Annotated in this window: 28 protein-coding genes; 15 read left to right on the top strand and 13 right to left on the bottom strand. The window is 54.5% G+C overall.

All coding sequences use genetic code 11. From position 1 onward, the window contains the following. Positions 1–293: 293 nt before the first annotated feature. Both ACR0EN_RS16515 and ACR0EN_RS16510 read right to left on the bottom strand, forming a co-directional pair. The gene (locus tag ACR0EN_RS16515; protein ID WP_255611858.1) at positions 294–950 is read right to left on the bottom strand and encodes a GntR family transcriptional regulator; all 657 of its coding nucleotides are present in this window, start codon (positions 948–950) and stop codon (positions 294–296) included. A gap of 51 nt (positions 951–1001) precedes the next feature. After that, complete coding sequence (locus ACR0EN_RS16510) at positions 1002–1388, bottom strand: YciI family protein (protein ID WP_170625007.1); 387 nt, start codon at positions 1386–1388, stop codon at positions 1002–1004. Between the two features lie 84 nt (positions 1389–1472). Between ACR0EN_RS16510 and ACR0EN_RS16505 the strand changes: the two genes are divergently transcribed. The 10 genes from ACR0EN_RS16505 to ACR0EN_RS16460 all read left to right on the top strand — a co-directional run bounded on the left by ACR0EN_RS16505 (position 1473) and on the right by ACR0EN_RS16460 (position 9685). Then, positions 1473–2357: a fumarylacetoacetate hydrolase family protein gene (locus ACR0EN_RS16505; RefSeq protein WP_170818964.1), complete on the top strand. Its 885-nt coding sequence runs from the start codon at positions 1473–1475 to the stop codon at positions 2355–2357. After that, positions 2354–3019, top strand: a complete 666-nt coding sequence (locus ACR0EN_RS16500) for a malonic semialdehyde reductase (protein ID WP_170818963.1) — start codon at positions 2354–2356, stop codon at positions 3017–3019. The genes ACR0EN_RS16505 and ACR0EN_RS16500 overlap by 4 nt, the downstream gene beginning before the upstream one ends. A gap of 18 nt (positions 3020–3037) precedes the next feature. Further along, positions 3038–3493 carry an OsmC family protein gene (locus tag ACR0EN_RS16495; protein ID WP_170818962.1) on the top strand — a complete coding sequence of 152 codons (456 nt, stop codon included), beginning with the start codon at positions 3038–3040 and terminating at the stop codon, positions 3491–3493. A gap of 35 nt (positions 3494–3528) precedes the next feature. Further along, entirely contained in the window at positions 3529–4602 is a 1074-nt protein-coding gene (locus ACR0EN_RS16490) for a C4-dicarboxylate TRAP transporter substrate-binding protein (protein ID WP_170392798.1), read from the top strand. 30 nt (positions 4603–4632) lie between these two features. Continuing rightward, positions 4633–5184: a TRAP transporter small permease subunit gene (locus tag ACR0EN_RS16485; RefSeq protein WP_480587843.1), complete on the top strand. Its 552-nt coding sequence runs from the start codon at positions 4633–4635 to the stop codon at positions 5182–5184. Further along, positions 5181–6485: a TRAP transporter large permease gene (locus ACR0EN_RS16480; protein WP_170565456.1), complete on the top strand. Its 1305-nt coding sequence runs from the start codon at positions 5181–5183 to the stop codon at positions 6483–6485. Before ACR0EN_RS16485 ends, ACR0EN_RS16480 begins: the two co-directional genes overlap by 4 nt. 10 nt (positions 6486–6495) lie before the next feature. Then, a complete protein-coding gene (locus ACR0EN_RS16475; RefSeq protein ID WP_170597623.1) occupies positions 6496–7362 on the top strand; it encodes a dioxygenase family protein in 867 nt (288 codons plus the stop codon). A gap of 21 nt (positions 7363–7383) precedes the next feature. Continuing rightward, positions 7384–8190 (top strand): amidohydrolase family protein, encoded by an 807-nt coding sequence (locus ACR0EN_RS16470; RefSeq protein ID WP_480587839.1) that lies wholly within the window; start codon positions 7384–7386, stop codon positions 8188–8190. Between the two features lie 68 nt (positions 8191–8258). Then, entirely contained in the window at positions 8259–8564 is a 306-nt protein-coding gene (locus ACR0EN_RS16465) for a hypothetical protein (protein ID WP_170818960.1), read from the top strand. An 8-nt stretch (positions 8565–8572) separates the two neighbouring features. Further along, positions 8573–9685 carry a cytochrome c peroxidase gene (locus ACR0EN_RS16460; RefSeq protein ID WP_170818959.1) on the top strand — a complete coding sequence of 371 codons (1113 nt, stop codon included), beginning with the start codon at positions 8573–8575 and terminating at the stop codon, positions 9683–9685. A gap of 70 nt (positions 9686–9755) precedes the next feature. Here ACR0EN_RS16460 and ureG read toward each other — a convergent pair whose 3' ends face one another. The 9 genes from ureG to ACR0EN_RS16415 all read right to left on the bottom strand — a co-directional run bounded on the left by ureG (position 9756) and on the right by ACR0EN_RS16415 (position 15103). Then, on the bottom strand, positions 9756–10385 hold the full coding sequence (ureG, locus tag ACR0EN_RS16455; RefSeq protein WP_170392791.1) for an urease accessory protein UreG: 630 nt from the start codon (positions 10383–10385) through the stop codon (positions 9756–9758). Beyond that, complete coding sequence (locus ACR0EN_RS16450; protein WP_170625012.1) at positions 10382–11035, bottom strand: urease accessory UreF family protein; 654 nt, start codon at positions 11033–11035, stop codon at positions 10382–10384. Before ACR0EN_RS16450 ends, ureG begins: the two co-directional genes overlap by 4 nt. Beyond that, a complete protein-coding gene (ureE, locus tag ACR0EN_RS16445; RefSeq protein ID WP_170424891.1) occupies positions 11019–11471 on the bottom strand; it encodes an urease accessory protein UreE in 453 nt (150 codons plus the stop codon). Before ureE ends, ACR0EN_RS16450 begins: the two co-directional genes overlap by 17 nt. A 28-nt stretch (positions 11472–11499) precedes the next feature. Further along, positions 11500–11724, bottom strand: coding sequence for a DUF1127 domain-containing protein (locus ACR0EN_RS16440; protein ID WP_170392788.1), 225 nt, complete (start codon positions 11722–11724; stop codon positions 11500–11502). 121 nt (positions 11725–11845) lie between these two features. Next, positions 11846–13555 carry an urease subunit alpha gene (gene ureC, locus ACR0EN_RS16435; RefSeq protein ID WP_170818958.1) on the bottom strand — a complete coding sequence of 570 codons (1710 nt, stop codon included), beginning with the start codon at positions 13553–13555 and terminating at the stop codon, positions 11846–11848. Next, a complete protein-coding gene (locus ACR0EN_RS16430; protein ID WP_170636296.1) occupies positions 13555–13860 on the bottom strand; it encodes an urease subunit beta in 306 nt (101 codons plus the stop codon). The genes ureC and ACR0EN_RS16430 overlap by 1 nt, the downstream gene beginning before the upstream one ends. Then, positions 13857–14018: a peptidase M23 gene (locus ACR0EN_RS16425; protein ID WP_170392785.1), complete on the bottom strand. Its 162-nt coding sequence runs from the start codon at positions 14016–14018 to the stop codon at positions 13857–13859. Before ACR0EN_RS16425 ends, ACR0EN_RS16430 begins: the two co-directional genes overlap by 4 nt. Positions 14019–14031: 13 nt before the next feature. Then, on the bottom strand, positions 14032–14334 hold the full coding sequence (locus ACR0EN_RS16420; protein WP_170392784.1) for an urease subunit gamma: 303 nt from the start codon (positions 14332–14334) through the stop codon (positions 14032–14034). A 1-nt stretch (position 14335) separates the two neighbouring features. Then, entirely contained in the window at positions 14336–15103 is a 768-nt protein-coding gene (locus tag ACR0EN_RS16415; RefSeq protein ID WP_480503672.1) for an urease accessory protein UreD, read from the bottom strand. Positions 15104–15546: 443 nt separating this feature from the next. Between ACR0EN_RS16415 and urtA the strand changes: the two genes are divergently transcribed. The 5 genes from urtA to urtE all read left to right on the top strand — a co-directional run bounded on the left by urtA (position 15547) and on the right by urtE (position 21511). Beyond that, the gene (urtA, locus tag ACR0EN_RS16410; protein WP_170392782.1) at positions 15547–16827 is read left to right on the top strand and encodes an urea ABC transporter substrate-binding protein; all 1281 of its coding nucleotides are present in this window, start codon (positions 15547–15549) and stop codon (positions 16825–16827) included. A gap of 62 nt (positions 16828–16889) precedes the next feature. After that, the gene (gene urtB, locus ACR0EN_RS16405) at positions 16890–18842 is read left to right on the top strand and encodes an urea ABC transporter permease subunit UrtB (protein ID WP_480587835.1); all 1953 of its coding nucleotides are present in this window, start codon (positions 16890–16892) and stop codon (positions 18840–18842) included. A gap of 3 nt (positions 18843–18845) precedes the next feature. After that, the gene (gene urtC / locus ACR0EN_RS16400) at positions 18846–20075 is read left to right on the top strand and encodes an urea ABC transporter permease subunit UrtC (RefSeq protein WP_480587832.1); all 1230 of its coding nucleotides are present in this window, start codon (positions 18846–18848) and stop codon (positions 20073–20075) included. Next, positions 20072–20812, top strand: a complete 741-nt coding sequence (gene urtD, locus ACR0EN_RS16395; protein ID WP_480587829.1) for an urea ABC transporter ATP-binding protein UrtD — start codon at positions 20072–20074, stop codon at positions 20810–20812. The genes urtC and urtD overlap by 4 nt, the downstream gene beginning before the upstream one ends. A 3-nt stretch (positions 20813–20815) precedes the next feature. Beyond that, positions 20816–21511 carry an urea ABC transporter ATP-binding subunit UrtE gene (urtE, locus tag ACR0EN_RS16390; RefSeq protein WP_170597604.1) on the top strand — a complete coding sequence of 232 codons (696 nt, stop codon included), beginning with the start codon at positions 20816–20818 and terminating at the stop codon, positions 21509–21511. An 834-nt stretch (positions 21512–22345) separates the two neighbouring features. Here the strand turns inward: urtE and ACR0EN_RS16385 are convergent. Then, a complete protein-coding gene (locus tag ACR0EN_RS16385) occupies positions 22346–23167 on the bottom strand; it encodes a prephenate dehydrogenase/arogenate dehydrogenase family protein (RefSeq protein WP_480503755.1) in 822 nt (273 codons plus the stop codon). A gap of 297 nt (positions 23168–23464) precedes the next feature. Beyond that, entirely contained in the window at positions 23465–25111 is a 1647-nt protein-coding gene (locus tag ACR0EN_RS16380) for a hypothetical protein (RefSeq protein WP_170818956.1), read from the bottom strand. Between the last annotated feature and the right edge of the window lie 387 nt (positions 25112–25498).

Genomic DNA, 25498 nt, shown 5'->3' with positions numbered 1-25498 from the left:
ATATTGATACTTTGATCACTGGCGTAGATGCGGGCTGTCGCCGAAAGTTGATCCGCATCCAACTCAAGTTGGTCATTCAACTAGACAAAAAAGTCTAGTTTCTCCGTATCATTCAGGGTGTGGTAGCGCCCTAGGATCGTAGACGCGAGCATGAAGTCTGAAACTTCACCTTCGGCAGACAATAGCGCTTCGCATAGTTCGGCAATGGACCGTTTGTCATCTTGGCCACGCCTATTTCAGTACGCTCCAGAAATTGGTTCAATAGATCACCCAGAAACCAATTCCGCTGAATTTCAGGGCTCCATCTGACTACTCAGGTATTCGCCTGTTCGACGATAGTGATCAACCAGGTGCCGAGTTGCGCTGTCCGCGTCGTGGTTCAGTGCGGCGTCCAAGATTTGCTGGTGCTCAGCGGCAATGTCCCGCTTCTTGTAGCTCGAACCGCCAGCCGCCAGATAGCGATAGCGAATGTTCAGGTCGTAAAGCTGCGAGCAATACCGCATCAGCAACGGCAGATTCGAATTGTCCAACAAGGCCATATGAAACTCCTTGTGAGCGTCTTCAAAGTCACGCGCGCCGTTCTGGCCGGCCTTTTTCATATGATGGTGACGCAAAACAAGCCGATCTTCCCAGGCCTCATCCGCGTTGGTGATAGAGGCGCGCAACGCGGTTTCCTCAAGGTTGCAGCGCAACAGAAGTATTTCTTCGAAGTTACACTTGCTGACTGGTGCTGCCCGAAATCCGCGCTGATCAATCCGCTCGACCAACATGTCCGAAGTCAAAAGGCTAAGCGCTTCGCGAACCGGACTAGCGCCGGTGTCCAAAAGCCCCCGAAGCTGCTCGATCTTGAGTTTTTGTCCCGGAGGTAATTCTCCGGTCAAGATCATGTCGCGGAGCCTTCGATACGCGCCATGCGTGGCTGATGTCTCTTTACCCTCAGTATCAAGCATGGCGTCCATATCCGACCGTTCCTTTGTTTGCGGCAAAACTCTTGATTGCTCTTAACTGAGGGCACTCGTTCCAGTCGATAGGCCAACTGAAAGGCTCAGCGAGCCTTCGTTGATCATCCAGCGCCGAAGTTCAAATTCGCGCGCACCGCTTTGGTGCATCGGATCGTCCTCGGCCAGTTTTCGGGCAGCCTCAAGACTGTCAGCACGATAGATAATCAGGCCCATTCCTTGCATGTGCTCACCAGTCTCATCCGACATTGGCCCTGCAAAAGCCAGCTGTCCCGCGCGTTCAAGCTGTGCTTGATAGGCCAGGTGGTCAGGAAGTGTCGCCTTTACATCTTCGGGTTTTTTGGCAGGTGTGCTGAGTACTACGTAGAGTTCCAAAGCAAGTGCACCACGGCTTTTTGCTTCTGATTTGTAGTTCGCCCAGGCAACCATTTGCGTCCTCCAAAAATATCGATATTATTTGACATATTGCAAAATAGTCGGCAAAAATCAAGTGAACTGACATGGATGGTGAAAATGAAATACCTGGTGGGAGAGACTTTGGATGGCACAGCGGTTTTTGCTGTAAACGGCGAAAATGCAGTGAATCTAACGGCTTTGCATCCTGCAATCGGTTCGGATTTGATGGGTTTGATAGCCAAGCCTGAACTGGCCGACTCACTTGCCCCCCAAATTGACGCGGCAGACAGTGTGCCCGTGTCTTCCATCACTCCGGCATTGCCCGTTGCCGCTCCCGGAACGATCATTTGCATGGGGTTGAACTACACGGATCACATCAAGGAAGGCGGGTATGATATCCCGGAGTATCCGACGCTGTTTATGCGTGGGAAGAATTCGATCATGGCGGCAGGGCAACCTATGGTGCGGCCGACCTGTTCCGAGAAACTCGACTACGAAGCCGAGCTTATGCTGATCGTTGGAAAACGCGGCCGTCATATCTCGGAAGAGGACGCACTGGATTATATCTTTGGCTACACCGTGTTTAACGACGGGTCGCTGCGGGATTATCAGCGTAAAACCGTTCAATGGACGCCCGGCAAAAACTTCGATGACACAGGCGCGATCGGCCCTTTCACTGTAACGCCGGAAGACTTGCCGGAGGGAGCATCCGGCCTGAAAATCGAAAGCCGAGTGGGGGACGAAATCCTGCAAAGCTCGAACACCGCCAACATGATCTGGGGGGTCCCTCAGGTCATCGCCACGATCTCGGAATATACCACTCTCGAACCCGGTGATCTGATTGCGTTGGGTACGCCGCCGGGTGTTGGTCACGCCAAAAAGCCCAATCCACGTTGGTTGAAGCCGGGTGAAACCGTCGAGGTCGAGATTGAGGGCATCGGCATATGCGCAAGCCCCGTCATCGACGAAAAGGACGCCGAGACTAAGGTGGCCGCAGCATGAGCGCACCAACCGGGTCAGAGCTGGAGGCACTTCGCGCAAAGGCGCAGCAAGATCATCGCGATCTGCGCGAGCGCATTCCACGTCTTTCAGACGACGCAATTGCTCTGATCCTCCGCGAATCCAGATCTCATTACGCCTGGACCGACAAGGCTGTTTCTAACGAATTGCTTGAAGAGATCTATGACATCACGATCAACGGCGCGACCAGCATGAACACGCTGCCCGCCCGCTTCGTTTTCGTTAAAAGTGCGGAAGGAAAAGAGCGCCTAGCTAAGTCGTTAAAGCCGAAGAACGTGCCAAAGATGATGGATGCGCCGGTCACTGCGATCATTGCTTATGACATGGACTTCTGGAAGGAATTACCTTTTCTTTTCCCGCACGAAGATCGACGGCCACTTTTCGAAAATAGTCCCGAATATGTAGCCGATACAGCGTTTCGCAATGGAACGCTTCAGGGCGCTTACTTCATGATCGCCGCGCGTGCGGTTGGGTTGGACGTCGGCGCCATGTCTGGCTTTTCAAACAAGATCGTCGACGAGGAATTCTTCGCGGGCACGACGCTCAAGTCGAACTTTCTTTGCAATCTGGGCTACGCAGACGAAACAGGATTGTTTCACAAGCTGCCTCGCTTCTCATTCGAAAAGGTTTGCTCTTATGCATGAGGAGGTGACGCTGTGGCGATGAAAGTGAAACCTATCGTGACCTACCGTACGACAGCTCAATGCCCGACACACGCGCGCACCGAGATCCCAATTCGCGATCTGGACGTGATTATCGACGAGCCTGTCGAACGAGGCGGAACAAATCTTGGTCCGTCTCCGACTGAAGCCGCAATGGCAGCCCTGATCGCCTGCACGAATGTCATCGGGCACAAGAATGCGCACCGCTTGGGAATTGATCTTGGCACCGTGACAATCGACGCGAAATGCAGGCTGGATCGGCGCGGTGTCCTGATGGAAGAGGAGATCGATGTTCCGTTTCCCGAAATCGAACTCACTGTGAAGTGCGATACGCCCGCCAGTCAGGAGGATCTGACACGCGTGGGCGAGGAGACAGCCAAGTATTGCGCCATCGCAAAACTGTTTCAAGCGGCAGGCACGGACCTGACCGTCAACTGGGTCAAAACCAACCAATAAAAATCGACAGGACCCGACTTTCTGGGAGGAGAGAAATGAAAAACTGGACTAAACGCAGCCTAATGGGATTTGCTCTGGCAGGCACCATGGCGTTGCCTCTTGCAGCAGAAGAGACCATTTCCGCCGTCGTGATTGATGGCTATCCCGATCGGGCCTTGTGGGTGAAAGAATTCACCAATTTCTTCATTCCAGAAGTGGATAAGCGGCTGGCCGACTCCGGCAACTACAAGATGAACTGGCAAGAGAACTATGGCGGTTCGATCGTAAAGCCGAAGGGCGTGCTGGAAGGGATCCAGCTTGGCCTTGGCGACATCGGCATTGTCACAACTATCTTCCATTCGTCCAAGTTGCCCAGTCAGGGGATATCGGGGTCGACCCCCTTCGTGTCATCGGACTCTCGCGCGGTAGCCAAAGCCGTGGATGAGATCGCGCGCGAATACCCAGCGATGCAAAATGAGTTCGCTGCGCAGAACCAAGTCTATCTGGCGACCGGTGTAGTGCTCGATACTTATCAGGTTTTTTGTACAGAGCCGGTCTCGGCTGTTTCTGATCTGGAAGGCCGAAAAGTGGCAGGGGCGGGACTGAACCTCCGATATCTCGAAGGTATCAAAGATGCAGCGGGGGTTCGCGGTGGCCTGACCGATTTCTACAATATGCTGCAAACCGGCCTTGTTGATTGTGCGATGCTGTGGCCTGAAGCCGCCAAGACCTTCAAGATCGCCGAAGTGGCTCCCTACATGCTCAAAGCTGACTTGGGTGCCGTGAACTCCAAGACGATCACGGTGAATTCTGACTATTGGGCAAAGTTGCCGGATGAAGTCAAAGGCGTTCTGCAGGCCGTCGCAATTGACTACCGTGATCATGTGGCCGGCATAGCTATGGACCGGGCTGCGGCCTCAAGGGACGCATACACCGAAGCCGGCGGGACGATTGTCGAAGTTTCGGACGAAGACCGAGCGGCCTGGGCCAACGCAATGCCAAATGTAGCACAGGAATGGGCAGCCACGCTGAATGAGAACGGTGAACAAGGCGACGCGATACTGGCCGCTTATCTCGGCAAGCTGCAGGACGCCGGTTTTACCGGAGTGCGTGACTGGACGGCCGAGTAACAGTCTGGCGATCCACGAAAGGGGCCTTTCATGCTGAAGACCGCAGTTGCTGGCTTGTCGCGGGTCGCCAATTCGCTTGCTATCGCCGCCAACGCATTGGGTACGCTTGTCGTCCTTGCGTTGGTGGTCATTCTGAATGTCGACGTCATTGCGCGCGGTCTGTTTTCGGCACCTCTGCGTGGCACCTATGAAATGGTGCAGTTTTCGGTCGTGATGATCGTTTTTTTGCAGCTGGCCGACGTAGTCAGAGTGGATCGGCTGACGCGCTCGGACGGGTTTCTGAACCTGCTACACCACCGCCGTCCTGGGCTAACGGCCAACCTGAGGCGCATTATCAATGCCATCTCCGCAATCTTCATGGGTCTGATTGCTTATGTAACCTTTCCCGAGTTCCTGCATATGTGGGAGACAAAGGACTACTTCGGAGTTCCGGGTCTTTTCACTCTGCCATGGTGGCCGGTCAAACTGGTCATCGCGTGCGGTACTGCGCTTGCCTGCGTGATCTTCCTTCTCAAGGTTGTCACGGCGCAGGACCGCCCGCATCTAATTCGTGCACCTGAACATGACGAGGCCGCAGAATGACGCCGATTGAGATTGGCCTGATCTCGGTCATAGCCATCGTCTTTCTGATTTACGCAGGCGTTTACATTCCGATCGCATTGGGCGTTGTCTCGTTCGTGTCGATCTGGCTGATGCGGGACAATTTCACGCTGGCGCTCAACCTGCTGAAAGTGGCAGTCGGCGACAGCGCGATGGAATACAGCTTTGCAACCATCCCATTGTTTACTTTCATGGGGCTCATTGTCTCAAAAGCCGGGTTGGGCAGGGACATCTACGAAGTCATGACCATGCGATTTCGCAAGGTCAAAGGCGGTATCGGTATGGCAACCGTTGGAGCCAACGCCGTCTTTGCCGCAGTGACTGGGTCGTCAATAGCCTCCGCATCCGTGTTCACCAAGGTCTCGGTCCCGCAGATGATGGCGCAGGCTTATAACCCACGGTTTGCTGTTGGCGTGGTCGCCGGGTCTTCGGTTTTGGGGATGATCATCCCGCCCTCGGCGATGCTGATCATCTATTCCTTTGTCGCCGAGCAATCTGTAGGGGACATGTTCCTTGCGGGGGTTATTCCGGGAATCATGCTGGCGATCGCTTATGTAGGCGCGATTTGGGTTATGGGTCGTTTCACCCCAGCATTCGTCGGTGGCCGCGTTGTCGAAGACACCGAGTGGATGTCAGGGCGCGAGATAGCCTCCAAAACACTGCCGACACTGTTCATCATTACCATCGTCCTTGGTGGTATCTACACAGGTTGGTTGACTGCGGTAGAAGCAGGGGCCGCCGGCGCTCTCGTTGCGCTAATCATCGCGGTTGCCCGTAAGTCGATGTCTCCACGCGCATTCTGGGACGCGTTGCTGGAAACCGGTCACATCACAGCCGCGATCCTGTTCCTGATCACGGCCGCTTCAATCTACAGCCGCATGCTGGGGCTGGCCGGGCTGCCCAATCAACTACAGGATCTGCTTGCGGGGAATTCCGCATCTTTCTGGTCGATCATGCTGCTCTATGTTCTGTTGATGCTGTTTCTGGGAACATTGCTCGACACCGCATCGATCATTCTGATTGTGGTACCGCTGTTCCTGCCCATGGCCGAAGCGCTTGATATGTCGCTGATCTGGTTTGGCATTATCACCGTGGTCGGGGCTGAGATCGGTCTTTTGACACCACCTTTGGGTATATCCTGCTTCGTTATCAAATCCACGATTAACGATGACCGCATATCACTTAAGGACGTGTTCATGGGCGCACTTCCCTTTGCGTTCGTGATGCTGATCGTTCTGTTCATTCTGATCGAGTTCCCGATCCTCAGCCTTGCCCTGATTTAAGGAGGACAAGATGCGCTCTGTCACCAAAGACAATATCACCGACGTCTTCATGGGGTACCTGTCAAAAGATACTGATCCACGGATGCGTGAAATCATGGGCTCCCTGGTCAAACACCTCCACGACTTTGCGCGGGAAACCAACCTGACGCATGACGAGTGGCGGGCCGGGATTGCGTTTCTGGAAGGCTGCGCTGCGGTGGAAACCGAGGATAGGCATGAATTCGTGCTAGCCTCGGACGTGTTGGGCCTGTCGTCATTGGTTGATATGCTGCATTCCAGTGCCGATGCGACCAGTTCGTCCGTTTTAGGTCCATTTCACGTCTCGGGCGCCCCCCCGCTGCCAATCGGTGGCGATATGAAGCGTCACTACGGCGGGCCGGTTCTACTTGCAGAGGGCGTGATCCGCGATACCGAAGGTCATCCGATTGCCGGGGCAGAACTGGATATCTGGCAAACGGCACCCAACGGCCTCTACGCCAGTCAAGATGAAGAACAGGACACCTATTCTTTCCACGGGCTGATGTCAGTTGGCGATGATGGCAGATATGCGTTCACCACAGTTAAACCAGTTGAATACACCGTGCCGTCTGACGGGCCAGTCGGTGATATTCTGCGCGCTTGTGGTCGCCATCCATGGAGGCCCTCACACTTGCACTTTATCGTCAAAGCCCCCGGGTATCGCTCACTCGTGACGGAGATTTTTCCGGACAATGATCCCTATTTAGATCAGGATACTGTCTTTGGCGTTCGGGACGATCTGGTAATGACATATGTTGAACGACCTGCATCAGAATTTCCCGATGGCATGGAGCTTTCTGGTAAGATTGCCGAACCTTTCTTGCACGTGAATTTCGACGTGACGCTTGCCAGGGTCTGAATGATATTGAGGAGGCTTGAGGTGCTGAAACATATCTCCATTTTAAGTGCAGCGTTATTTTGCAATACCGCCGTCGCAGAACAGCGACCGATCTTTGACGCACATATTCACTACAGCCACGATTCTGTCAAACTGGTTCCGCCTGAACAGGTGGCCGAAATCCTTCGAGATGCAGGCGTGCGTAAAGCGCTGATTTCCAGCTCGGATGATAATGGCACTCAGCTATTGTTGGCCGTGGCACCGGACATCGTTGTTCCGGCGCTTCGCCCTTATCGTCGTCGCGGTGAGATCAACACCTGGATGCACGATGAAACTGTAATCGAGTATCTGGAAACAAACCTGGCAAAAAACAACTACGAGGCCATCGGCGAGTTTCACGCTTACGGAGATGACATCAAGACGCCGGTCATCCAGCGTATGATTGCACTGGCGAAAGAGCGGAACCTAATCCTGCACCACCATGGTGATCGCGAGGCCGTTGATTTGATCTTCGAAACATGGCCGGAAGCTCGGGTATTGTGGGCCCATTCTGGGTTTGACGATCCAGCCAGTGTGGTCGATGCGCTAGACATCTATCCCGGGCTATGGGCCGATCTGGCATTTCGTTCGGACATGGTTTCGCGGGGCCGTGTCGACCCGGATTGGAGGGCTGCGTTCCAAGCCCATCCCGATAGGTTCATGGTCGGTACGGATACGTTCGCACCTGAACGTTGGTACTACGTAGGCCCTCATGCCGATTTTTCGCGTGAATGGTTGGATTTGCTGCCGGACCAGATCGCAGACAACATTGCCTATGCTAACGCAGAACGTTTGCTGGCATCAGAATGACCCACTGCGCTGCTTGGTTTCTTATATGGTCCAGCGCGGCGGTTGCTTGTGAAGCGACGGGGCAACGCATGAATTCGGAAGTTCAAAACGCACCCAAGGTTTATCTGGCGGTCGACGAAATTCCGTTGGCCCAACCGTTTTCGGTGTTGGTTTCAGTTTGTAGTGAAACTGCTGTGGGCCAAATGCGTGTGGATGCAATCATGCCTGCTCATCAACATGGTATGAACTATACTCCCAAGGTTATTGCATTGGACGGCGGAGTGTTCCGAATTGATGATATGTTGTTTCACATGCCGGGTTTGTGGGAGCTGCAAATCGATGTCGACGTCAGTGGCCAATCGGTGTTCTACACGTCAGAAATTGCGCTGAAATGAAGCTGTGGATGACAGCTGCGCTAATTTTTCTGACCGGGGCGGTACGTGCAGATGTCTTGTTGACCGAAGACGAAATTGAACAAACGTTGTCCTTTGGGCCGTGGCCACTATCCTTCCAGCCGGATCCAAGCAATAGATTTTCCAAAGACGCCACGGCAATCAAGCTCGGACAGGCTTTATTCAACGATCCGGTGTTGTCGGTCGATGGTGCATTTTCCTGTGCAAGTTGTCATGATCCTGAACAGGCATTTACGATGCCGGAGGCGCGGGCACTCGGTCGTGATTTGTTAAATCGAAACACACCATCACTGCGAAACCTTGCCGGGCTGCGCTGGTATGGTTGGGGCGGCAAAAGCGATAATCTTTGGGCAGCCAGCCTGCATCCGATCATCGAAGAACAAGAGATGGCGCATAGTGCCGAAAGCCTGAAGATAGCTATCTCTGAAAGTACCTACATTGATGATTTTGAAGCCATATTTGGTCACCTCCAGGATCAAAGCCCTGAACTTTTTCTGGTGAATACTGCAAAAGCTCTTTCTGCTTACTTAGAGACCTTAGCCACCGACCGGACGATATTTGACGATTTTCGCGATGCTTTGGAGCGCCGAGATATTGCAGCGGCTAAGGAATACCCCGAAGCAGCTCAGCGAGGTCTTCAGCTCTTTTTAGGGCGCGGGAAATGCGTATTTTGCCACAACGGTCCGAGGTTTTCCAACAACGAGTTCCATGACGCTGGTGTGCCATATTTTCTGAATGAAACCGAGGTTGACCAAGGTCGGTTCGGAGGATTGAACATTTTACTCTCAAGCCCCTACACATTGGACGGCGACTGGAACGACGATCCAGAAAAGAAAGGTGCCTGGGCCGTTCGAAATGTACGCAGGAGCCATTCTGATTTTGGGACCTTTCGGACGCCCAGCCTGCGGGGAGTGGTTGAAACCGCTCCTTACATGCATGACGGCAGCTTAGATGATCTGAAATCTGTGATACGGCATTACAGCAAAATTGATACTGAAAGGCTGCACGCCGACGGTGAAGCCATTCTTTCGGAATTGAATTTGTCTGAGCAGGAGATTGCAGACTTAGTTGCGTTTTTGGTCACGCTCTCCAAGGATTCTTAATAAAGCACTGGTGTAAAGGGCTTGGGAATGGGCTAATTGGCGAGCTATCTTAGCCTCTTCGTCTCTGGGACTAATTCGCTTCCGAAATTCTTAAACCTCCGCCTTTCACAAGCAGATCCACAATTGCGTCGACCCCGCTTCTGTGACGAAGTGACGAAAACAAGAAGGGCCTTCCTTTACGCATCATTTTCGCATCACGTTCCATAACCTGCAGCGAAGCGCCAACATGCGGCGCAAGGTCGGTTTTGTTGATTACAAGTATGTCCGATTTCGTAATCGCCGGCCCGCCTTTCCTGGGGATTTCCTCGCCCGCGGCGACATCAATCACATAGATGGTCAGATCCGCCAGTTCCGGGCTGAATGTGGCTGATAGATTGTCGCCTCCGCTTTCAATCAAAACAATATCGAGATCCGGATGACGTGTCTGCATCTCGGCGACAGCCGCCAAGTTGATCGAGGCGTCTTCGCGAATTGCTGTATGCGGGCAACCGCCAGTTTCGACGCCGATGATCCTGTCCCGCGGCAGGACCTGCATGCGCATCAGCGCTTCGGCATCTTCCTGCGTATATATGTCGTTAGTAATAACTCCCACCGAACAGACATCGCGCAGCGCTTCAGACAAGGCGGCGGTCAAAGTGGTTTTTCCGGCTCCTACTGGGCCTCCAATACCTACGCGAAGCGGGCCGTTCATACTGGTCATGTGCGGAAAATCCTCGAATATTGTGTTTCGTGCTTCATGGCCGCAATGTCCCCCAAGAACGCGGTAGAGCTTAACTCATCCAGGCTCGCCTTTTTTGCCCTTTCAGCAATCTGGGCACACAACTGTGTCAGCTGGCGGATCAACCGCTGCGCATCGGTCTGTCCCAGTGGTACAAGACGCGTCGCACAGGCGACAAGGTTGCTTGCGAATGCTTGCAGAAACATCTTGGTCGTCAGCTGCAAGGGAAGGTTTTGAAGTCTTGCAGCCCGTCCAATCGAGACGGGGTAGGTGAATTGCCCAAGGTCCAATTCCCAGACACCTTTAGTGACGTTTCCGAAGGCCTGTCCCAGCAACTCGGTTTCCATGAGCCTTTCGGATGTCGCACAAAAGGCGCGCGCCGCGATATCGACGTTGATCAGTTCTTCTTTGTCATGCGCGTTGAAGGCCGCCACAACGAACACAGCATCATTCCACCCAGAGCCATGTTCCAGCACATCTGAAATCCAGGCTTCAGTATCCCGAGAATTCGCGACAGTTCCCTGGTCAATCGCAGCTTCAAGCCCGTGAGAGTAGGCAAACCCCCCAACAGGATAGGCAGGGGACAACCATTGTGTCAGCGTCAGGATGTCGGCGTCAGTGGGTGTGGCCATGGGTCCTGCCGTGGCCATAGGCCCCGCCTTCGGGGGTGAATGGTTCATTCACCTCTCGCACTTTTGCTCCGATTTTAAGAAGCATATCACGGATGACGTGATCGACTTGGATCAACAGGCGAGTCTTTTCAATCTGACAAGGCGTGTGCCGATTGCCGATATGCCAGGCGATACGTGTCAGGTCCGGTGCTTTTACCTCCAGCAACACTTCCGGTGCTGCCTGTATTTCCACTTCGCGACCGTCGTCCAAAACCAACGCGCCACCGTGGTTCAGTGAGGTCGTTTGCGCGAGATCGATGAGAATCTGTTCGCCGCTTTCGCAGGTAAGAACCTTACGCCGCAAAAAACGGTCGTCGTAGGTCAACGAGAGACAGTCTGCCGGATCGCCATGCGTGTGATCCGAATACTGGCGCGCAGTGCAGAGCAGGGCGGTCATACCATCACCTCCTCTGCAGCGGGAATAGTCAGAGCCAGATTGAGTCCGAGAACACCCGATGCACGATCCGTTCGCGCGTCAGACCGCGGTTTTTCAGCTCTTCGTCGCTGAGCGATTGCAGGAATTCGACTTGCCGGACGCGAGATTGAGCTTCGGCTACGCTGATCAGGGCCGAGTAAATTGACGACCCGATGGATACGATTAAACCGGCCAGCGAAAAGCGCGTGTTTGTATGTGTTGCTGAGTGTGCCATTTGGACCCTCGTAAACGTTGGTCCTCCCATGGGTTTTTATATCTGTCATATTGGCCTCACTTAGAAGTGCGTATTTGGTCATTGCTGCCTTGCACGCGCCGCAACGCAGCACATTTTTTGATCAGAATAAAAAATATCGTTGCGCCATCGGCAGCGTTTCGGCGGGTTGGCAAGTCAGCAATTCGCCATCCGCACGCACCTCGTAGGTTTCCGGGTCGACCTCGACATGCGGTGTCGCGTTGTTCAACAGAAGATCCTGCTTGCCAATTTCTCGTGTGTTTTGGACGGCGACGGTTTGCTTTGCCAATCCCAGTGTATCACCGATCCCATCTGCATGGGCCGCCTGCGAGACAAATGTGATCGCCGAGTTTTCCACCGACCGTCCGTAAGCGCCAAACATTGGGCGACTATAAACCGGCTGCGGTGTAGGGATCGACGCGTTAGGATCGCCCATTTGCGCGCAGGCTATGGTGCCGCCTAGCAGAACCATCTCGGGCTTCACGCCGAAAAAGGCCGGGTTCCAAAGGACGAGGTCAGCGCGTTTGCCTTCCTCGATGCTCCCGATCTCGTGGCTGAGCCCATGGGCAATAGCAGGGTTGATCGTGTATTTGGCAATATAGCGACGGACGCGAAGGTTGTCGTTCTCACCGGTTTCTTCGGGCAGGCGCCCGCGCTGTTTCTTCATCTTGTCAGCGGTTTGCCACGTGCGGATCAAAACCTCTCCGACCCGACCCATGGCCTGACTGTCAGACGCGATGATGCTAAATGCGCCCATGTCGTGCAGTATATCCTCGGCTGCGATTGTCTCACGCCGGATGCGGCTTTCGGCAAAGGCCACGTCCTCGGGGATGGATTTGTCGAGGTGGTGGCAGACCATCAGCATATCCAAATGTTCCTCAACCGTGTTCACGGTGAAGGGCCGCGTGGGATTGGTCGAGGACGGCAGAACGTGGTTCTCGCCGCAGATCTTGATGATATCCGGAGCATGGCCTCCGCCTGCGCCTTCGGTGTGGAAAGCGTGAATAGTGCGACCCTTCATGGCCGCCACGGTGTTTTCAACAAAGCCTGATTCATTGAGCGTGTCAGTGTGAATCATCACCTGCACGTCCATCGCGTCGGCCACCGACAGGCAGCAATCAATGGCGGCCGGGGTGGTTCCCCAGTCCTCGTGCAGTTTCAGGGCACAGGCTCCGGCTTTGACCTGTTCTTCGAGCGCGGCAGGCAGCGAAGCGTTGCCCTTACCCGCAAAGGCCAGATTCATCGGGAAAGCATCCGCCGCTTGCAACATCCGCCCGATATGCCATGGACCGGGGGTGCAAGTGGTGGCCAATGTCCCATGCGCAGGACCTGTGCCACCGCCCAGCATGGTGGTCAGGCCGGAATGTAGTGCGTCTTCAATCTGTTGCGGGCAGATAAAGTGGATATGACTGTCGAACCCACCTGCCGTCAGGATACGACCCTCGCCAGCAATGGCCTCGGTTCCGGGTCCTATGATGATGTCGACACCGGGTTGTGTATCGGGGTTTCCCGCCTTGCCGATCTTGGCGATCCGCCCGTCTTTCAGGCCAACGTCGGCCTTGTAGATGCCCGAGTGATCAACGATCAGAGCATTGGTGATGACCGTATCCACAGCGCCTTCGGCGCGCGTGGTCTGAGATTGCCCCATCCCGTCGCGGATTACCTTTCCGCCACCAAACTTGACCTCTTCGCCATAGCTGGTCAGATCATGTTCGACCTCGATCACAAGATCGGTGTCGGCCAACCGCAGCTTGTCCCCTGCGGTCGGGCCGAACATCGCGGCGTAGTCTGAGCGCTTGATTTTTGCTGGCATCAGAGTGCCCCCATGACCTTTTGATTGAAGCCGTAGACCCTGCGCGCACCACTGATCGGGATCAGCGAAACTTCGCGGGCCTGCCCCGGTTCGAACCGCACAGCGGTGCCTGGCGCAATGTCCAGGCGCAGGCCACGCGCGGCAGTTCGGTCAAAGTCGAGCGCCGGGTTGGTTTCGGCGAAATGGTAGTGTGAGCCGACCTGAACCGGGCGGTCGCCGGTATTGGCGACCATCAAAGTGATCGCATTAGTATCGGGGTTCAGGGTAATTTCACCATCAGCCGGGAACAGCTCCCCGGGGATCATTTGTTCAGCTTTGTGATCAGCGCGACAGCAGCCAGCGCAACAACCGCCAGCCCAACGCCCATCGCCGCATAATCGGTGCCGTGCGCGTGGATATGCGTTCCGTTGTGGGCGGCTGCCGGGCCAGCGAAGATCAGGGCGGGGAAAAGCATGCGTGTCATATTGGTTTCCTTTTCAGCGAATGGGGTTGTGGACGGTCACCAGCTTGGTGCCATCTGGAAAGGTGGCTTCGACCTGAACTTCGTGGATCATTTCGGGCACACCTTCCATGCATTGCTCTCGGGTGATCACCTCGGCCCCGGCTTGCATCATGTCAGCAACTGAACGCCCATCGCGTGCACCTTCGACCACGGCATCGGTGATCAGGGCGATCGCCTCGGGGTGGTTCAGTTTGACGCCGCGGTCCAGGCGTTTGCGGGCGACTTCGGCGGCCATGGCGACCAACAGTTTGTCTTTTTCGCGAGGGGTCAGGTTCATGTCAAAGCATCCAGCATCGAGGCAGCGTGTCTTTGTTCAACCGTCGCAAGATCGGCATCAATGTGCGACGGAGGGCAAAGCTGTTTTCGGCAAGAACACGAGCAACCAACAGGTCATTGCGGATCATAGTTGCACCTGCGGTGTCGGGCAGCATCTGACGAATGGCATTCAGATGACCTTCGGCTGACTCCGATACAAAGACGATCAACGCCATCGCACCCGCGCCGTTTGCAATATGCGGTTTGGACAGATGTTTGTGCCAATCACCCGAGAACTGGATCGCGTCAAGGAACACCTTTTTTCCTTGGTACCGTATCTCGATCCGATCGTTTAGACGGATATCGGTCAGCGTCTCGCCCATCGCAATACGGCCGAAGACCAGCGGCTCTACCATCAGCATCTCGGCATCTGGCGCCATCTCGATTTTCAGGCGTCGCTCCAGAGCGCTGCCATTGAACAGAATAGTCTCTTGCGGCAACCAGTTCAGCCGGGCTTCAGTCTCAACAGTCAGATGACTGGTAATCTGGCCACGTTCTTGCGGCTTGGCCTTGTAGGCGCGCTCGCAGGCTTGTGTTGTCAAAGTCAGCGCCGTTCCTTTTGCTGCCTTACCGGAAAGTCGAAATGAGTCGCCTCCGGTTACGCCGCCTGCCGTGTTAAGAAGAACCGCGTCAAGATCAGGTGTGTTGGTTCTGGGGAACAGACATTTATAAGACCCGGACTGGCGAAACTTGTTCAGCACCGTCCTGTCACCCAATTGCTTGGTACTCAAACTGACGGCGCCTGCAGCGCGCGGTGGAATAGCACTGTGCATAGGCAATATGGCTGCAACGTGGGTAATAGGGCACCTTTGGAGCTTTGATTGGTGCCACTTGTTTCTCTGTTGAAGGGGCGGAACACTAATCTACAGTGTCGAAATCTGCTTAATTCGACATCGCGCGTCTAAATTTTAGACAGCGACCCCGGTCTTGGATGAAAAATTAGGCGCATCGCGCCGATTTTCCGAATTGGGTTAAAGGTAAGTTGCCAAGCTTGCTGCGATGCAGAAACCGTATGGGTGCCACCGCGGAAACGACCCGGGGGTGTGTGACGGCTGCGCGAATTGGACCTCGAACACAACCGCCACACGGAACGCAACAACAGTTGCGGGGATCAGGTAGAAGAAGAGTGTGCCTTTGTGCAAGCCCTCTCTCCCGGCCCCGCCAGGAGGATCACATGAAATCGCTCAAATCCACACTCGCCGGATCGGCAGTATTTGCTGTCATGGCCACCGCCGCCTTGTCGACCGAAGACACGATCAAGGTTGGAGTGCTGCATTCGCTTTCAGGTACGATGGCGATCTCGGAAACGACGTTGAAAGACACTATGCTGATGCTGATTGACCAGCAGAATGCCAAGGGCGGTCTGTTGGGTAAACAGCTTGAAGCTGTCGTGGTCGACCCGGCCTCTGACTGGCCTCTGTTTGCCGAAAAAGCGCGTGAGCTGCTAACCGTCCACGAGGTGGATGTAATCTTTGGCAATTGGACTTCGGTGAGCCGCAAGTCGGTTCTGCCAGTGATCGAGGAGCTAAACGGTCTTCTGTTCTATCCGGTCCAGTACGAGGGCGAAGAAAGCTCTAAAAACGTCTTTTATACCGGTGCCGCTCCGAACCAACAGGCCATCCCCGCCACGGACTATTTCCTGGAGGAACTGGGGGTCGAGAAATTCGCTCTGCTCGGCACAGACTATGTCTACCCCAGGACCACCAACAATATCTTGGAAAGCTATTTGAAGCAAAAAGGTATCGCGGAAGCAGATATCTTCGTCAACTACACGCCTTTCGGCCATTCCGACTGGTCCAAGATCGTGGCGGACGTGGTCGCGCTGGGCGCGGATGGTAAAAAAGTCGGTGTGATCTCGACCATCAATGGTGACGCCAATATTGGTTTTTACAAGGAATTGGCAGCGGCTGGTGTTTCGGCAGATGACATTCCGGTCGTGGCCTTCTCGGTCGGTGAGGAAGAACTGTCCGGTTTGGACACCACCAACCTCGTCGGTCACCTCGCCGCTTGGAACTACTTCCAGTCGGCGGATACTGAGGCCAACGCGGAATTTGTGGACACCTGGAAAGCCACCATGGGTGATGAACGTGTGACCAATGACCCGATGGAGGCGCATTACATCGGCTTCAACATGTGGGTAAACGCCGCGACCGAGGCCGGTTCGACCGAGGTCGATGCCGTGCGCGCCGCGATGTATGGGCAGGAATTCCCGAACCTGACCGGAGGCACCGCTGTGATGCTGCCGAACCATCACCTCGCGAAACCGGTTCTGATCGGCGAGATTCAGGAAGACGGCCAGTTCGATATCATCAGTGAGACTGATGTCGTGCCGGGTGACGCCTGGACCGACTTCCTGCCGGAGTCGGCTGTGCTCGTCTCGGATTGGAAAGAGCTGGGTTGCGGTATGTACAACACCGAGACCAAGACCTGCGTTCAGACCCTGTCGAACTACTAACAGACCACGCAAGGCGGGTTTGTTTGCCCGCCTTGCCACAAAAGACATTCGGGTTTCACCACATGGTACGACTTTTCCTTGCGGGCCTCGCAATCCTGTGCGCCTGCCTGACTGCCAACGCTCAAGAGGTCGGTCTACAACCGATCCTGCAAGAGCATCAGGAGATCATCGCCAAAAGCTCGCGCAAGACGATCAAACCGGCGATTGATGCGATTGCGTCAAGCGGCTTGCCCCAAGCGCAAGTGATGCTTGAGACATGGGCAGCCAAGAACATGTGGATGCGCAAGTCGGACGGTCTGTTCTTCGCTGGCCAGAAAGGAGAGGGGCGGTCGTATGAATTGACCGACTTCGATACCGGAGAAGTCGTCGGTACATTTGAGAAATCCGAGCTTAGGCAGCTTAAGCCCAACAGCGGTATCCGCGCGATGATCGGGACCGCTCTGGTCCAGTTCCAACTGACCGATCCGGATCGCGCAAAACGTCTGGCCGCATTGCAATCCATCCAACGTGATCCCGAAAGTGCACTCTTGGAGCCACTTCGCGCTTCGATAGGGGATGAACCCGAAGCAGAGTTGAAGGCGCAAAAGCGACGGCTCGAACGATTGCTGACGATTGGATTTGACGAAGATACCGCAGCCCGCGTGGCGGCGATCAAAGAAATGTCCGGCGATCTGGGCGTAGACGTTCGTGCGGCTCTGAACCCGTTGCTCGTCACTGCCCGCCAAGCCGCTACCGAATTGCCCCAGGACCTGAACGTCGCCGTTATTCTTGAAGCGGGCTCAGACGCCTTAACGTCTGACGAAGCATATGACTTGCTCGTTGCAGGAAACCTGGCCGCACCGCGTGTTTCGGCGGAAGATATCAGATCGGCACTGGCGGCCAATATAGAAGGTGGTCGTGTAGGTGGTACTCCCGTCGCACAGCTGAATTCAGATGCAATGCGCGCGCGTGCGTATACCTCTCTGGCAGAGGCGGGGACTGTGCCAGCCTTGGTCACGAAGGCGGATGTCAACGCTGCAGTTAACACGCATGTATTCTTCGAAACCTACAGTGAGCCATCTGCCGAGGTCACTGAAGCAGCAGAGAAAGCCCTGCAACAGATCGAACTGAAGGTCGGCCTGAACCAAACACTCGACCTGACGCTGGACGCGATCTCACTGGCGTCGATCTATTTCCTCGCCGCCATCGGTCTGGCCATCACCTTCGGCGTGATGGGCGTGATCAACATGGCCCATGGCGAGTTCATCATGATGGGTGCTTATACCGGCTACGTGGTGCAGCAGATTATCCCTGATCATACGCTTTCGATCATGGTCGCTATTCCAATGGCTTTTGCTGTCACCTTCGCGATGGGCGTCGCTATGGAGCGGTTGGTGATCCGCTGGCTTTACGCTCGCCCGTTGGAGACGTTGCTGGCGACGTTCGGCATCTCTATTGCCCTACAGCAGCTGGCCAAGAATATCTTTGGCACGCAGGCGCGCCCGCTGACTGCTCCCGATTGGTTGGATGGTTCGTGGATGCTGAATGACGTGGTTTCAATCAGCTACATCCGCATTGCGATCTTCGTTCTGGCGCTTATTTTTCTGGGACTTTTCCTCTACATCATCAAACGGACGAGGCTAGGGCTTGAGATGCGTGCAGTAACGCAGAACTCGCGCATGGCGGCGTCAATGGGGATTAATCCCGGGCGAGTGAATATGCTGACCTTTGGGCTTGGCTCCGGCATTGCCGGCATCGCCGGGGTCGCGATTGGCCTATTCGCCAAGGTCACGTCCGATCTGGGCAGCGACTATATCGTGCAAAGTTTCATGACAGTGGTTGTGGGTGGTGTTGGTAACATCTGGGGCGCGCTTGCAGGTGCGGGCATGATCGGCTTCCTGCAGAAGGGGATCGAGTGGATGAACCCGTCGAACACCCTCGCGGCCCAAACCTACATGATCATCTTCATCATCATTTTCATCCAGTTTCGGCCGCGGGGCATTATCGCCCTCAAGGGTCGCGCGGCGGGGGATTGAGCCATGGAACGCAGCTTTATCGCCAAGAACCCATCCGTGCTGGTCTTTCTTGCCATCCTGTCCCTGTTCACCCTGAGCGTAACCATCCTGTCCGAGGGATTCGGGATCGGTGTAATCTCGACCAGTTTCGTCAAAACGCTGGGCAAAACCCTGTGCCTTTGCCTGATCGCAGTGGCGATGGATCTGGTCTGGGGCTTCACCGGCATCCTGTCACTGGGGCACTTCGCCTTCTTCGGGCTGGGGGGCTACATGATCGGCATGTGGCTGATGTACGAACGCACCCGCCTGATCGTGGTCGACTCGCTGGCACAGGCCGAAATTCCACCGACGTCGTCCGAAGTGGTGGACGCGATTGGAACACAAGTCTTTGGCGTTGTCGGATCGTCGGAGTTTCCGTTGATCTGGGCGTTCTCCCACAGCCTGACCCTGCAACTGATCCTGGTTGTGCTGGTCCCGGGTCTGTTGGCGCTGGCCTTCGGATGGTTGGCTTTCCGGAGCCGTGTCACCGGTGTATACCTATCGATCCTGACACAGGCGATGACGTTGGCACTGGCACTGTATCTGTTTCAGAACGACAGCGGGTTGCGTGGGAACAACGGCTTGTCCGGCCTGCAGAACCTGCCAGGTGTCACCGCCTCGCAGGACGTGGTGTCGATCTGGTTCCTCTGGGCCTCGGCGCTGGCCTTGGGTCTGGGCTATATGCTGGCAGCCTGGATCGTGTCAGGCAAGTTCGGCTCGGTCATCCGCGGCATTCGCGATAACGAGGCACGGGTGCGCTTCCTTGGCTATTCAGTCGAGGTATTCAAGCTGGCTGTCTTCACCCTGACTGCTTGTATCGCAGCCATTGCCGGCGCGCTTTATTACCCGCAAGCAGGCATCATCAATCCCGAGGAAATGGCCCCTATCGCCTCGATCTATTTGGCCGTCTGGGTCGCCATCGGTGGACGAGGCCGATTGTACGGCGCGGTAATTGGTGCAGCTTTTGTCAGTCTTCTGAGCACGTGGTTCACGGGCGGACAGGCCCCGGATATTCCGCTTGGATTTTACACGATCAAATGGGTCGACTGGTGGCAGGTGCTATTGGGCATAACTTTTGTGTTGGTTACGCTGTTCACCCCGCAGGGTATCGGAGGATTGTTCGACTTGTGGACCGACAGCCGCCACCCGGACAGGCATGGGGCAAATCTGGGACCGGATGACGGCGCTCTGCGCGAGAAGGAGGCCATCGAATGAGCACTTTGCTTGAGGTTAGCGGCGTTTCGGTCACTTTCGATGGTTTCCGTGCTATCAACAACTTGTCGTTTCAGATCGGCGAGGCCGAGCTTCGCGCCGTGATCGGCCCAAACGGGGCAGGCAAGACCACGTTCATGGACATCATTACAGGTAAAACCCGGCCCGATGAAGGACGTGTCATCTGGGGGGAGAAATCGGTATCTTTGTTGGGGCTGTCCGAGGCAAAGATCGCGCAGGCTGGGATCGGAAGGAAGTTCCAGAAACCTACGGTTTTCGAAGACCAGACCGTGCAGGAAAACCTGTTGATGGCGCTTCAGAACAAACGTGGCTGGCTTCACGTGCTTTTCTATCGAACCTCCACTGACGATTTGCAAAAAGTTGAAGGTCTGGCTGTTGAAATCGGTCTGAATCAGAGTTTAAGCCGCAAAGCTGGTGAACTGAGCCACGGTCAAAAGCAGTGGCTGGAAATTGGCATGCTGCTGGCTCAGGAGCCACGACTTTTGCTGGTGGACGAGCCTGCCGCTGGCATGACACCGCAGGAGCGCGAACACACCACCGACTTGCTAGTACAAGCCGCCAGAACCCGTGCCGTTGTAGTGGTGGAACACGATATGGAATTTGTACGACGCCTGAATTGCAAAGTCACGGTTCTACACGAAGGGTCCGCCTTGGCTGAAGGCAGTCTTGATCACGTGACATCTAACCATGACGTCATCGACGTATATCTAGGGCGCTAAACAATGCTGAAGCTAACAGAACTGACTTTGCATTATGGGCATTCGCAAATCCTCAACGGGATTTCCATGGAAGCCAGACAAGGTGAAGTGACTTGCGTCATGGGGACCAATGGTGTCGGGAAAACCAGCCTTATGAAAGCAATATCAGGTACGCATCCGCGATCGGGCGGCAGTCTGGAACTGGACGGGGAAATTCTGGGCGTCCTGCCTGCTCATCAAATGGCGTGGAAAGGTGTGGCCTATGTCCCACAAGGTCGTGAGATATTTCCTTTGCTCACAGTTCGCGAAAATCTTGAAACGGGATATGCCTGTCTGCCTGCCAGCGAACATTTCATTCCAGGTGATATATTTGATATGTTCCCGGTCCTCAAACAGATGCAAAACCGTCGCGGAGGTGACCTTTCTGGCGGTCAGCAGCAACAGCTGGCGATTGCACGGGCATTGATAACACGACCACGCCTGCTTCTGTTGGACGAGCCGACCGAAGGTATTCAGCCCAACATCATCCAACAGATAGGCGAAGTCATCCGACACCTCAGAACCACGAGAGGAATAGCAATCATTCTAGTGGAGCAATACTTTGACTTTGCCTATGAACTTGCCGACAGATTTATCGCGTTGCGACGAGGAGAAGTCATAAGCAACGGCACCAGGGAAGACGTGACACGCGGTGAGTTGCTGCAGGCTGTAACAGTCTAGTGCTGATACTTGAAATTGGTTTCGGAATTGAAGGATGAAATCCAAAATTTGGCACAATCTAAGCTCGGGACATGGTTTGATGATCTGAACAGGTTCAATTGAAACTGTATTTTCTTCTGAAACCCCATCGCGTGGTGTCTTCTGGCTTGAAGAGTAAATATTTTTTGATCAGATGACGGACTTCATTTCGTCCTATGGCTCGACGTGGACGCTCCTCCAACTTGCACCGCAATTAACGTAGTGACGGCTTTCTAGACGCACCTTTGTTGTGGAAGGCTTTTGAGCCGCAAACGGCAAAACCTGTACGCCGAAGAATTACCGAATGACTAATAGTCAATGACTTAAGTGTCATTGGAGGGTAAAACTATGTATCGCACAACTTTCCTGTTGAATGTCACACAAACCTGATCCAACCGTCATAGTCAGACCAGAAAAGCAGGGTACTTTCGACATCGGAAGGCGCTGCCAACGTTGGGCATCAGTTGAATTTGACCTTTGCGTCCTAAGCTTTCCGCAATAGCGGGGGCGCTGCAGCCGGAGGGCGGCCCGGTTACGCGAATCTACTCCGTCCGAGGCAGGAGCAAAGCAGTGCATCTTGATGAACTGTAAGAAGCCGCATCGCGTTACAACAATCTAACCTTTGTCCTGCGCGAAACATCCAAAGTGGACCGCTTCGACGCATCGGCCTTTTTCGGTTTCGCGAGAGACATGGTAGAAAAACCGTTTTGCATTGCGGACCCGTCACCCTTCGGGATGCATTTTGGAAAGGCCTTAAAGAAAAAGGCCAGTTCGCCCGACGCTTTCACTATGCGTTGTTCGAGATCCGACAGGTATTCAACGTCCGTTTTTGTTGTTGGCGGTGTAATCAAATGCTGCCTCCAGCTCTACACTCAGACTTGCGGCCAAATCAAAAAACCGTCGTCGGACGGTCTCGGCGTAGGGATTGGCCTTCTCAATCGCTTCGAATACTTCTGGCGCATCGTGCTGAACCATGGAAATCGCCTCAGACAGCAAGTCAAAACTCTTCGTGGTCATGCGCGTTGGCAGCGGTCCCATTCGCAGAAGCACTTTGGCGATGAGGTGCGTGAGCCCTTGGACTACTGCCGCTTCTTGGTCGTGATCTTCTGGAGTTGTCATGATGACAGTCAGACCCAGTGTCTTGCGCAAAAACGCAGCAAGTCTGGCATGTTGCCTTCCCTGAATGGGGCAGACGGCAATTTTCAAACCCTTAATACCTGTCGCAGCACTCTGAGGACCAAACAAGGGGTGGGTCGCGATTATGTCTACATCGTTCGGTAGCCGCCGCCGCATGATTTCCGAGGGAACTACCTTTACTGAGCCTACATCAACAATCAGCGCGCTGGGCTTACAAGCAGCCGCGATCTCGCTGACAACTTGCTCAAATGAGGATACTGGTGCAGCAATGAGGACCACGTCAGCCTGCGATACTGAGTATAATGATGACAGACGTACTCCGAGTTGCTTTGCGGCCTTGGCAACGTCTGGGGACGGATCGTAAGCAGATATTTCGAAGTGCTGGCTAAGATGAAGGGCTGCAAGCTGTCCGAACGCACCAAACCCCACGATACCTAGTGAAGTGTTTTGATTTCTTCTGTTGTTGTTCATTTTTCGACCTTTAAATTTGCCGCCCGGCACAAGGTCGATTGTTTGTTGACCGCTGTCAGGGGCAGCGGAAACTAATGATGAAGCACCCGCAGCTATCGAAGCTGAGGATAATAGTCCTGGAGTGCAAAGAACGATTTCATCATGACAACAGCGATAAGACACCCGAGAGAGCAGAGTCAACGATATTGCTGCATAGCGGCAATCGGCTAGGGCGCTGCGTTTTAGAGTTTTGGATTCTATGCGGCCGTTCGGCCAACTCGATTTGAAGCCCGCATTGCGGGTAAAGTAGATGTTGCTTTTGACTCAGACTGTCCTTCTGGCAGCCGATTACTCGGCTGCCAAAGCCTTGTGCCGGCAATAACATGATGCTTTGATTGGCACTTCGGCTCGGGCAGCGGCCTTGTCCAGTTGTAGTTTTATTTGGGGCGCTTCAACCGTTTCACCGCGCCGAGTCAGGCATTCGTACAAGCCGTGCAAGCTCCAGACATTGCCTGGGTGCTGGCAGGCCCGGCTAAGCGTTGCATCCAGACCAAGGTCGGCGCGATAGACGCTTTCCGCTTCCACCATATGGCCTTGCTCCAATAATAAAGCGCCGAGCGCATGCCGAGTGGGCTGCATCCAACCCCAGGGTTCGTCATAGGGCAGCGCATCATCAATCTCGACCGATCTGCGAAGATGCTCGAAAGCGCTCTCGTGCTCTCCCTTGTGATAGGCTAGCTCACCTAGCATCATTTGCTCAGCAACCTTCAAGATGTCGAGGCACGTGTTGTTGAACAGCATTCTGGTTTCAGGCACCCGATCCAAAGCTTCATAAAACTTTACCTTTTCACCATCGGCTTCAGTGATCTTGTGCTGGTTCGCCAAGGCAACGGTTCGCGCGTACCGCATCATGGCGGTAGTGACGCAGAAAAGCTCTTCATCCACTGGCAGGTCCTGATCGAGTATCTCTTGCCAGCGTCCGAACCGGATCAGAACATGTTGCTTCATAGGGATGAAACCTTCGAACCAGTCAGCCATGGGGCGAAGGGTCTCCGCAGGTAATGTCGCAATCAATTCTTCCGCCGCTTCGATCGCTGCACTCGGTTGTCCGAGGAACATCGCTCCGTAGATCTTGAAGTGGTAATTGTGGCAGCGATAAACGGAGTAGAAGTTGTCGGGGCCTTCGTGCTTCAGAAACTTCCTGTCGGCAACGATGGCCGCTTGATTGCGAAGCACCACGTTCATGTAGTCACCGCACAAAACGTCGACATGAGTAGGCATATGCAGTAGGTGCCCGGCGTCCGGAATCAGTGTGCTGAGCGCATCGCCATGGCGCAGCGCCCTTTCGGGGTGCGGGGACATTTCCATCAGATGGATATACATGTGCAGAAGCCCAGCATGTTCCCATGCGCCAGGAAGAGAGGAGAACGCTGTGTCGAGCACGCCAATTGCCTCAAGCGTGTCTGCGCCTTCGGCTGGCTTCCCGGTCGGTAAATCCCAAAGCTGCCAAGGCGTCCGGTTCATGATAGCCTCGGCAAGGACGGCGCACACGTCCAGATCATTGCTGAATTCGGCATGGACTTTGCGCATTGCGGTAGCAAAGGCATCATTCCAGGGTCTGAAATCCTCTACGTCTGGCGAACTCGGATAGCGGGATGGGATCGCCTCGATCAAGGCACGTTCAATTGGTGTCAATCGATCTAAAAGCACGGTAGCGGCTTCGATTGATGCACTTGCCAATGCGATGCAGTCGGGCTTCTCGTCGTCCTCAAAAGTTTCCCAAGGCTTGTTGTAGTTAGGTCCGATGCAATACGCGATGCCCCAATGCGCCATCGCACAATCGGGGTCGGCGGCAAGAGCCTTTTGAAAGCAAACTATCGCCTCTTCGTGATTATAGGCATATGTCCACGCCAAGCCCCGATCAAACCATCTCTGAGCGTTATCTGACGACGTTGAAATCTTACGAGTGTAGTCGCCGAGGTCGTAGTACTCCATCGGGATTTTCCCCCACTAAATTCGCTAAGTTTATCATGGAACGCCTTGAGTCGATAGCGACGCCGCAATTTGGCGAGAAATGGAGTACCTGCTCATTCTTTTAGCTGATTTGCGCTCACTGTTGTCATGTGGGCGCTTCTGTCTGATGACGCCTGTCTTCGCTATGCGGTTCTTGGCTGTCTCCGGTTCGAGGTTTCAGTCTTTCAGGTCCGGTTCTTCCGTCTGCGTAAGCTCATCAAGATCGAGGCAAGGACAGAGACTCGGACAAAACGGCCTTTCGCAAAAAGACGTATCTGCAGGCACTTTACGTGACTGTATCTCCGATTTTCCGACTTTTAGAGACCTTGCGAACGGTAATCTCGAAGCAAAAAACACGCCTTCTGACAA

The sequence above is a fragment of the Ruegeria sp. AB7 genome (assembly GCF_056542625.1).
This window is presented reverse-complemented; position numbering and strand designations above follow the sequence as displayed.

Excerpts from the sequence above, each read along its gene's own strand:
- ACR0EN_RS16515 (WP_255611858.1), bottom strand. The coding sequence starts at position 950 with ATGCTTGATACTGAGGGTAAAGAGACATCAGCCACGCATGGCGCGTAT.
- ACR0EN_RS16510 (WP_170625007.1), bottom strand. The coding sequence starts at position 1,388 with ATGGTTGCCTGGGCGAACTACAAATCAGAAGCAAAAAGCCGTGGTGCA.
- ACR0EN_RS16505 (WP_170818964.1), top strand. The coding sequence starts at position 1,473 with ATGAAATACCTGGTGGGAGAGACTTTGGATGGCACAGCGGTTTTTGCT.
- ACR0EN_RS16500 (WP_170818963.1), top strand. The coding sequence starts at position 2,354 with ATGAGCGCACCAACCGGGTCAGAGCTGGAGGCACTTCGCGCAAAGGCG.
- ACR0EN_RS16495 (WP_170818962.1), top strand. The coding sequence starts at position 3,038 with ATGAAAGTGAAACCTATCGTGACCTACCGTACGACAGCTCAATGCCCG.
- ACR0EN_RS16490 (WP_170392798.1), top strand. The coding sequence starts at position 3,529 with ATGAAAAACTGGACTAAACGCAGCCTAATGGGATTTGCTCTGGCAGGC.
- ACR0EN_RS16485 (WP_480587843.1), top strand. The coding sequence starts at position 4,633 with ATGCTGAAGACCGCAGTTGCTGGCTTGTCGCGGGTCGCCAATTCGCTT.
- ACR0EN_RS16480 (WP_170565456.1), top strand. The coding sequence starts at position 5,181 with ATGACGCCGATTGAGATTGGCCTGATCTCGGTCATAGCCATCGTCTTT.
- ACR0EN_RS16475 (WP_170597623.1), top strand. The coding sequence starts at position 6,496 with ATGCGCTCTGTCACCAAAGACAATATCACCGACGTCTTCATGGGGTAC.
- ACR0EN_RS16465 (WP_170818960.1), top strand. The coding sequence starts at position 8,259 with ATGAATTCGGAAGTTCAAAACGCACCCAAGGTTTATCTGGCGGTCGAC.
- ACR0EN_RS16460 (WP_170818959.1), top strand. The coding sequence starts at position 8,573 with ATGACAGCTGCGCTAATTTTTCTGACCGGGGCGGTACGTGCAGATGTC.
- ureG (WP_170392791.1), bottom strand. The coding sequence starts at position 10,385 with ATGACCAGTATGAACGGCCCGCTTCGCGTAGGTATTGGAGGCCCAGTA.
- ACR0EN_RS16450 (WP_170625012.1), bottom strand. The coding sequence starts at position 11,035 with ATGGCCACACCCACTGACGCCGACATCCTGACGCTGACACAATGGTTG.
- ureE (WP_170424891.1), bottom strand. The coding sequence starts at position 11,471 with ATGACCGCCCTGCTCTGCACTGCGCGCCAGTATTCGGATCACACGCAT.
- ACR0EN_RS16440 (WP_170392788.1), bottom strand. The coding sequence starts at position 11,724 with ATGGCACACTCAGCAACACATACAAACACGCGCTTTTCGCTGGCCGGT.
- ureC (WP_170818958.1), bottom strand. The coding sequence starts at position 13,555 with ATGCCAGCAAAAATCAAGCGCTCAGACTACGCCGCGATGTTCGGCCCG.
- ACR0EN_RS16430 (WP_170636296.1), bottom strand. The coding sequence starts at position 13,860 with ATGATCCCCGGGGAGCTGTTCCCGGCTGATGGTGAAATTACCCTGAAC.
- ACR0EN_RS16425 (WP_170392785.1), bottom strand. The coding sequence starts at position 14,018 with ATGACACGCATGCTTTTCCCCGCCCTGATCTTCGCTGGCCCGGCAGCC.
- ACR0EN_RS16420 (WP_170392784.1), bottom strand. The coding sequence starts at position 14,334 with ATGAACCTGACCCCTCGCGAAAAAGACAAACTGTTGGTCGCCATGGCC.
- urtA (WP_170392782.1), top strand. The coding sequence starts at position 15,547 with ATGAAATCGCTCAAATCCACACTCGCCGGATCGGCAGTATTTGCTGTC.
- urtB (WP_480587835.1), top strand. The coding sequence starts at position 16,890 with ATGGTACGACTTTTCCTTGCGGGCCTCGCAATCCTGTGCGCCTGCCTG.
- urtC (WP_480587832.1), top strand. The coding sequence starts at position 18,846 with ATGGAACGCAGCTTTATCGCCAAGAACCCATCCGTGCTGGTCTTTCTT.
- urtD (WP_480587829.1), top strand. The coding sequence starts at position 20,072 with ATGAGCACTTTGCTTGAGGTTAGCGGCGTTTCGGTCACTTTCGATGGT.
- urtE (WP_170597604.1), top strand. The coding sequence starts at position 20,816 with ATGCTGAAGCTAACAGAACTGACTTTGCATTATGGGCATTCGCAAATC.
- ACR0EN_RS16380 (WP_170818956.1), bottom strand. The coding sequence starts at position 25,111 with ATGGAGTACTACGACCTCGGCGACTACACTCGTAAGATTTCAACGTCG.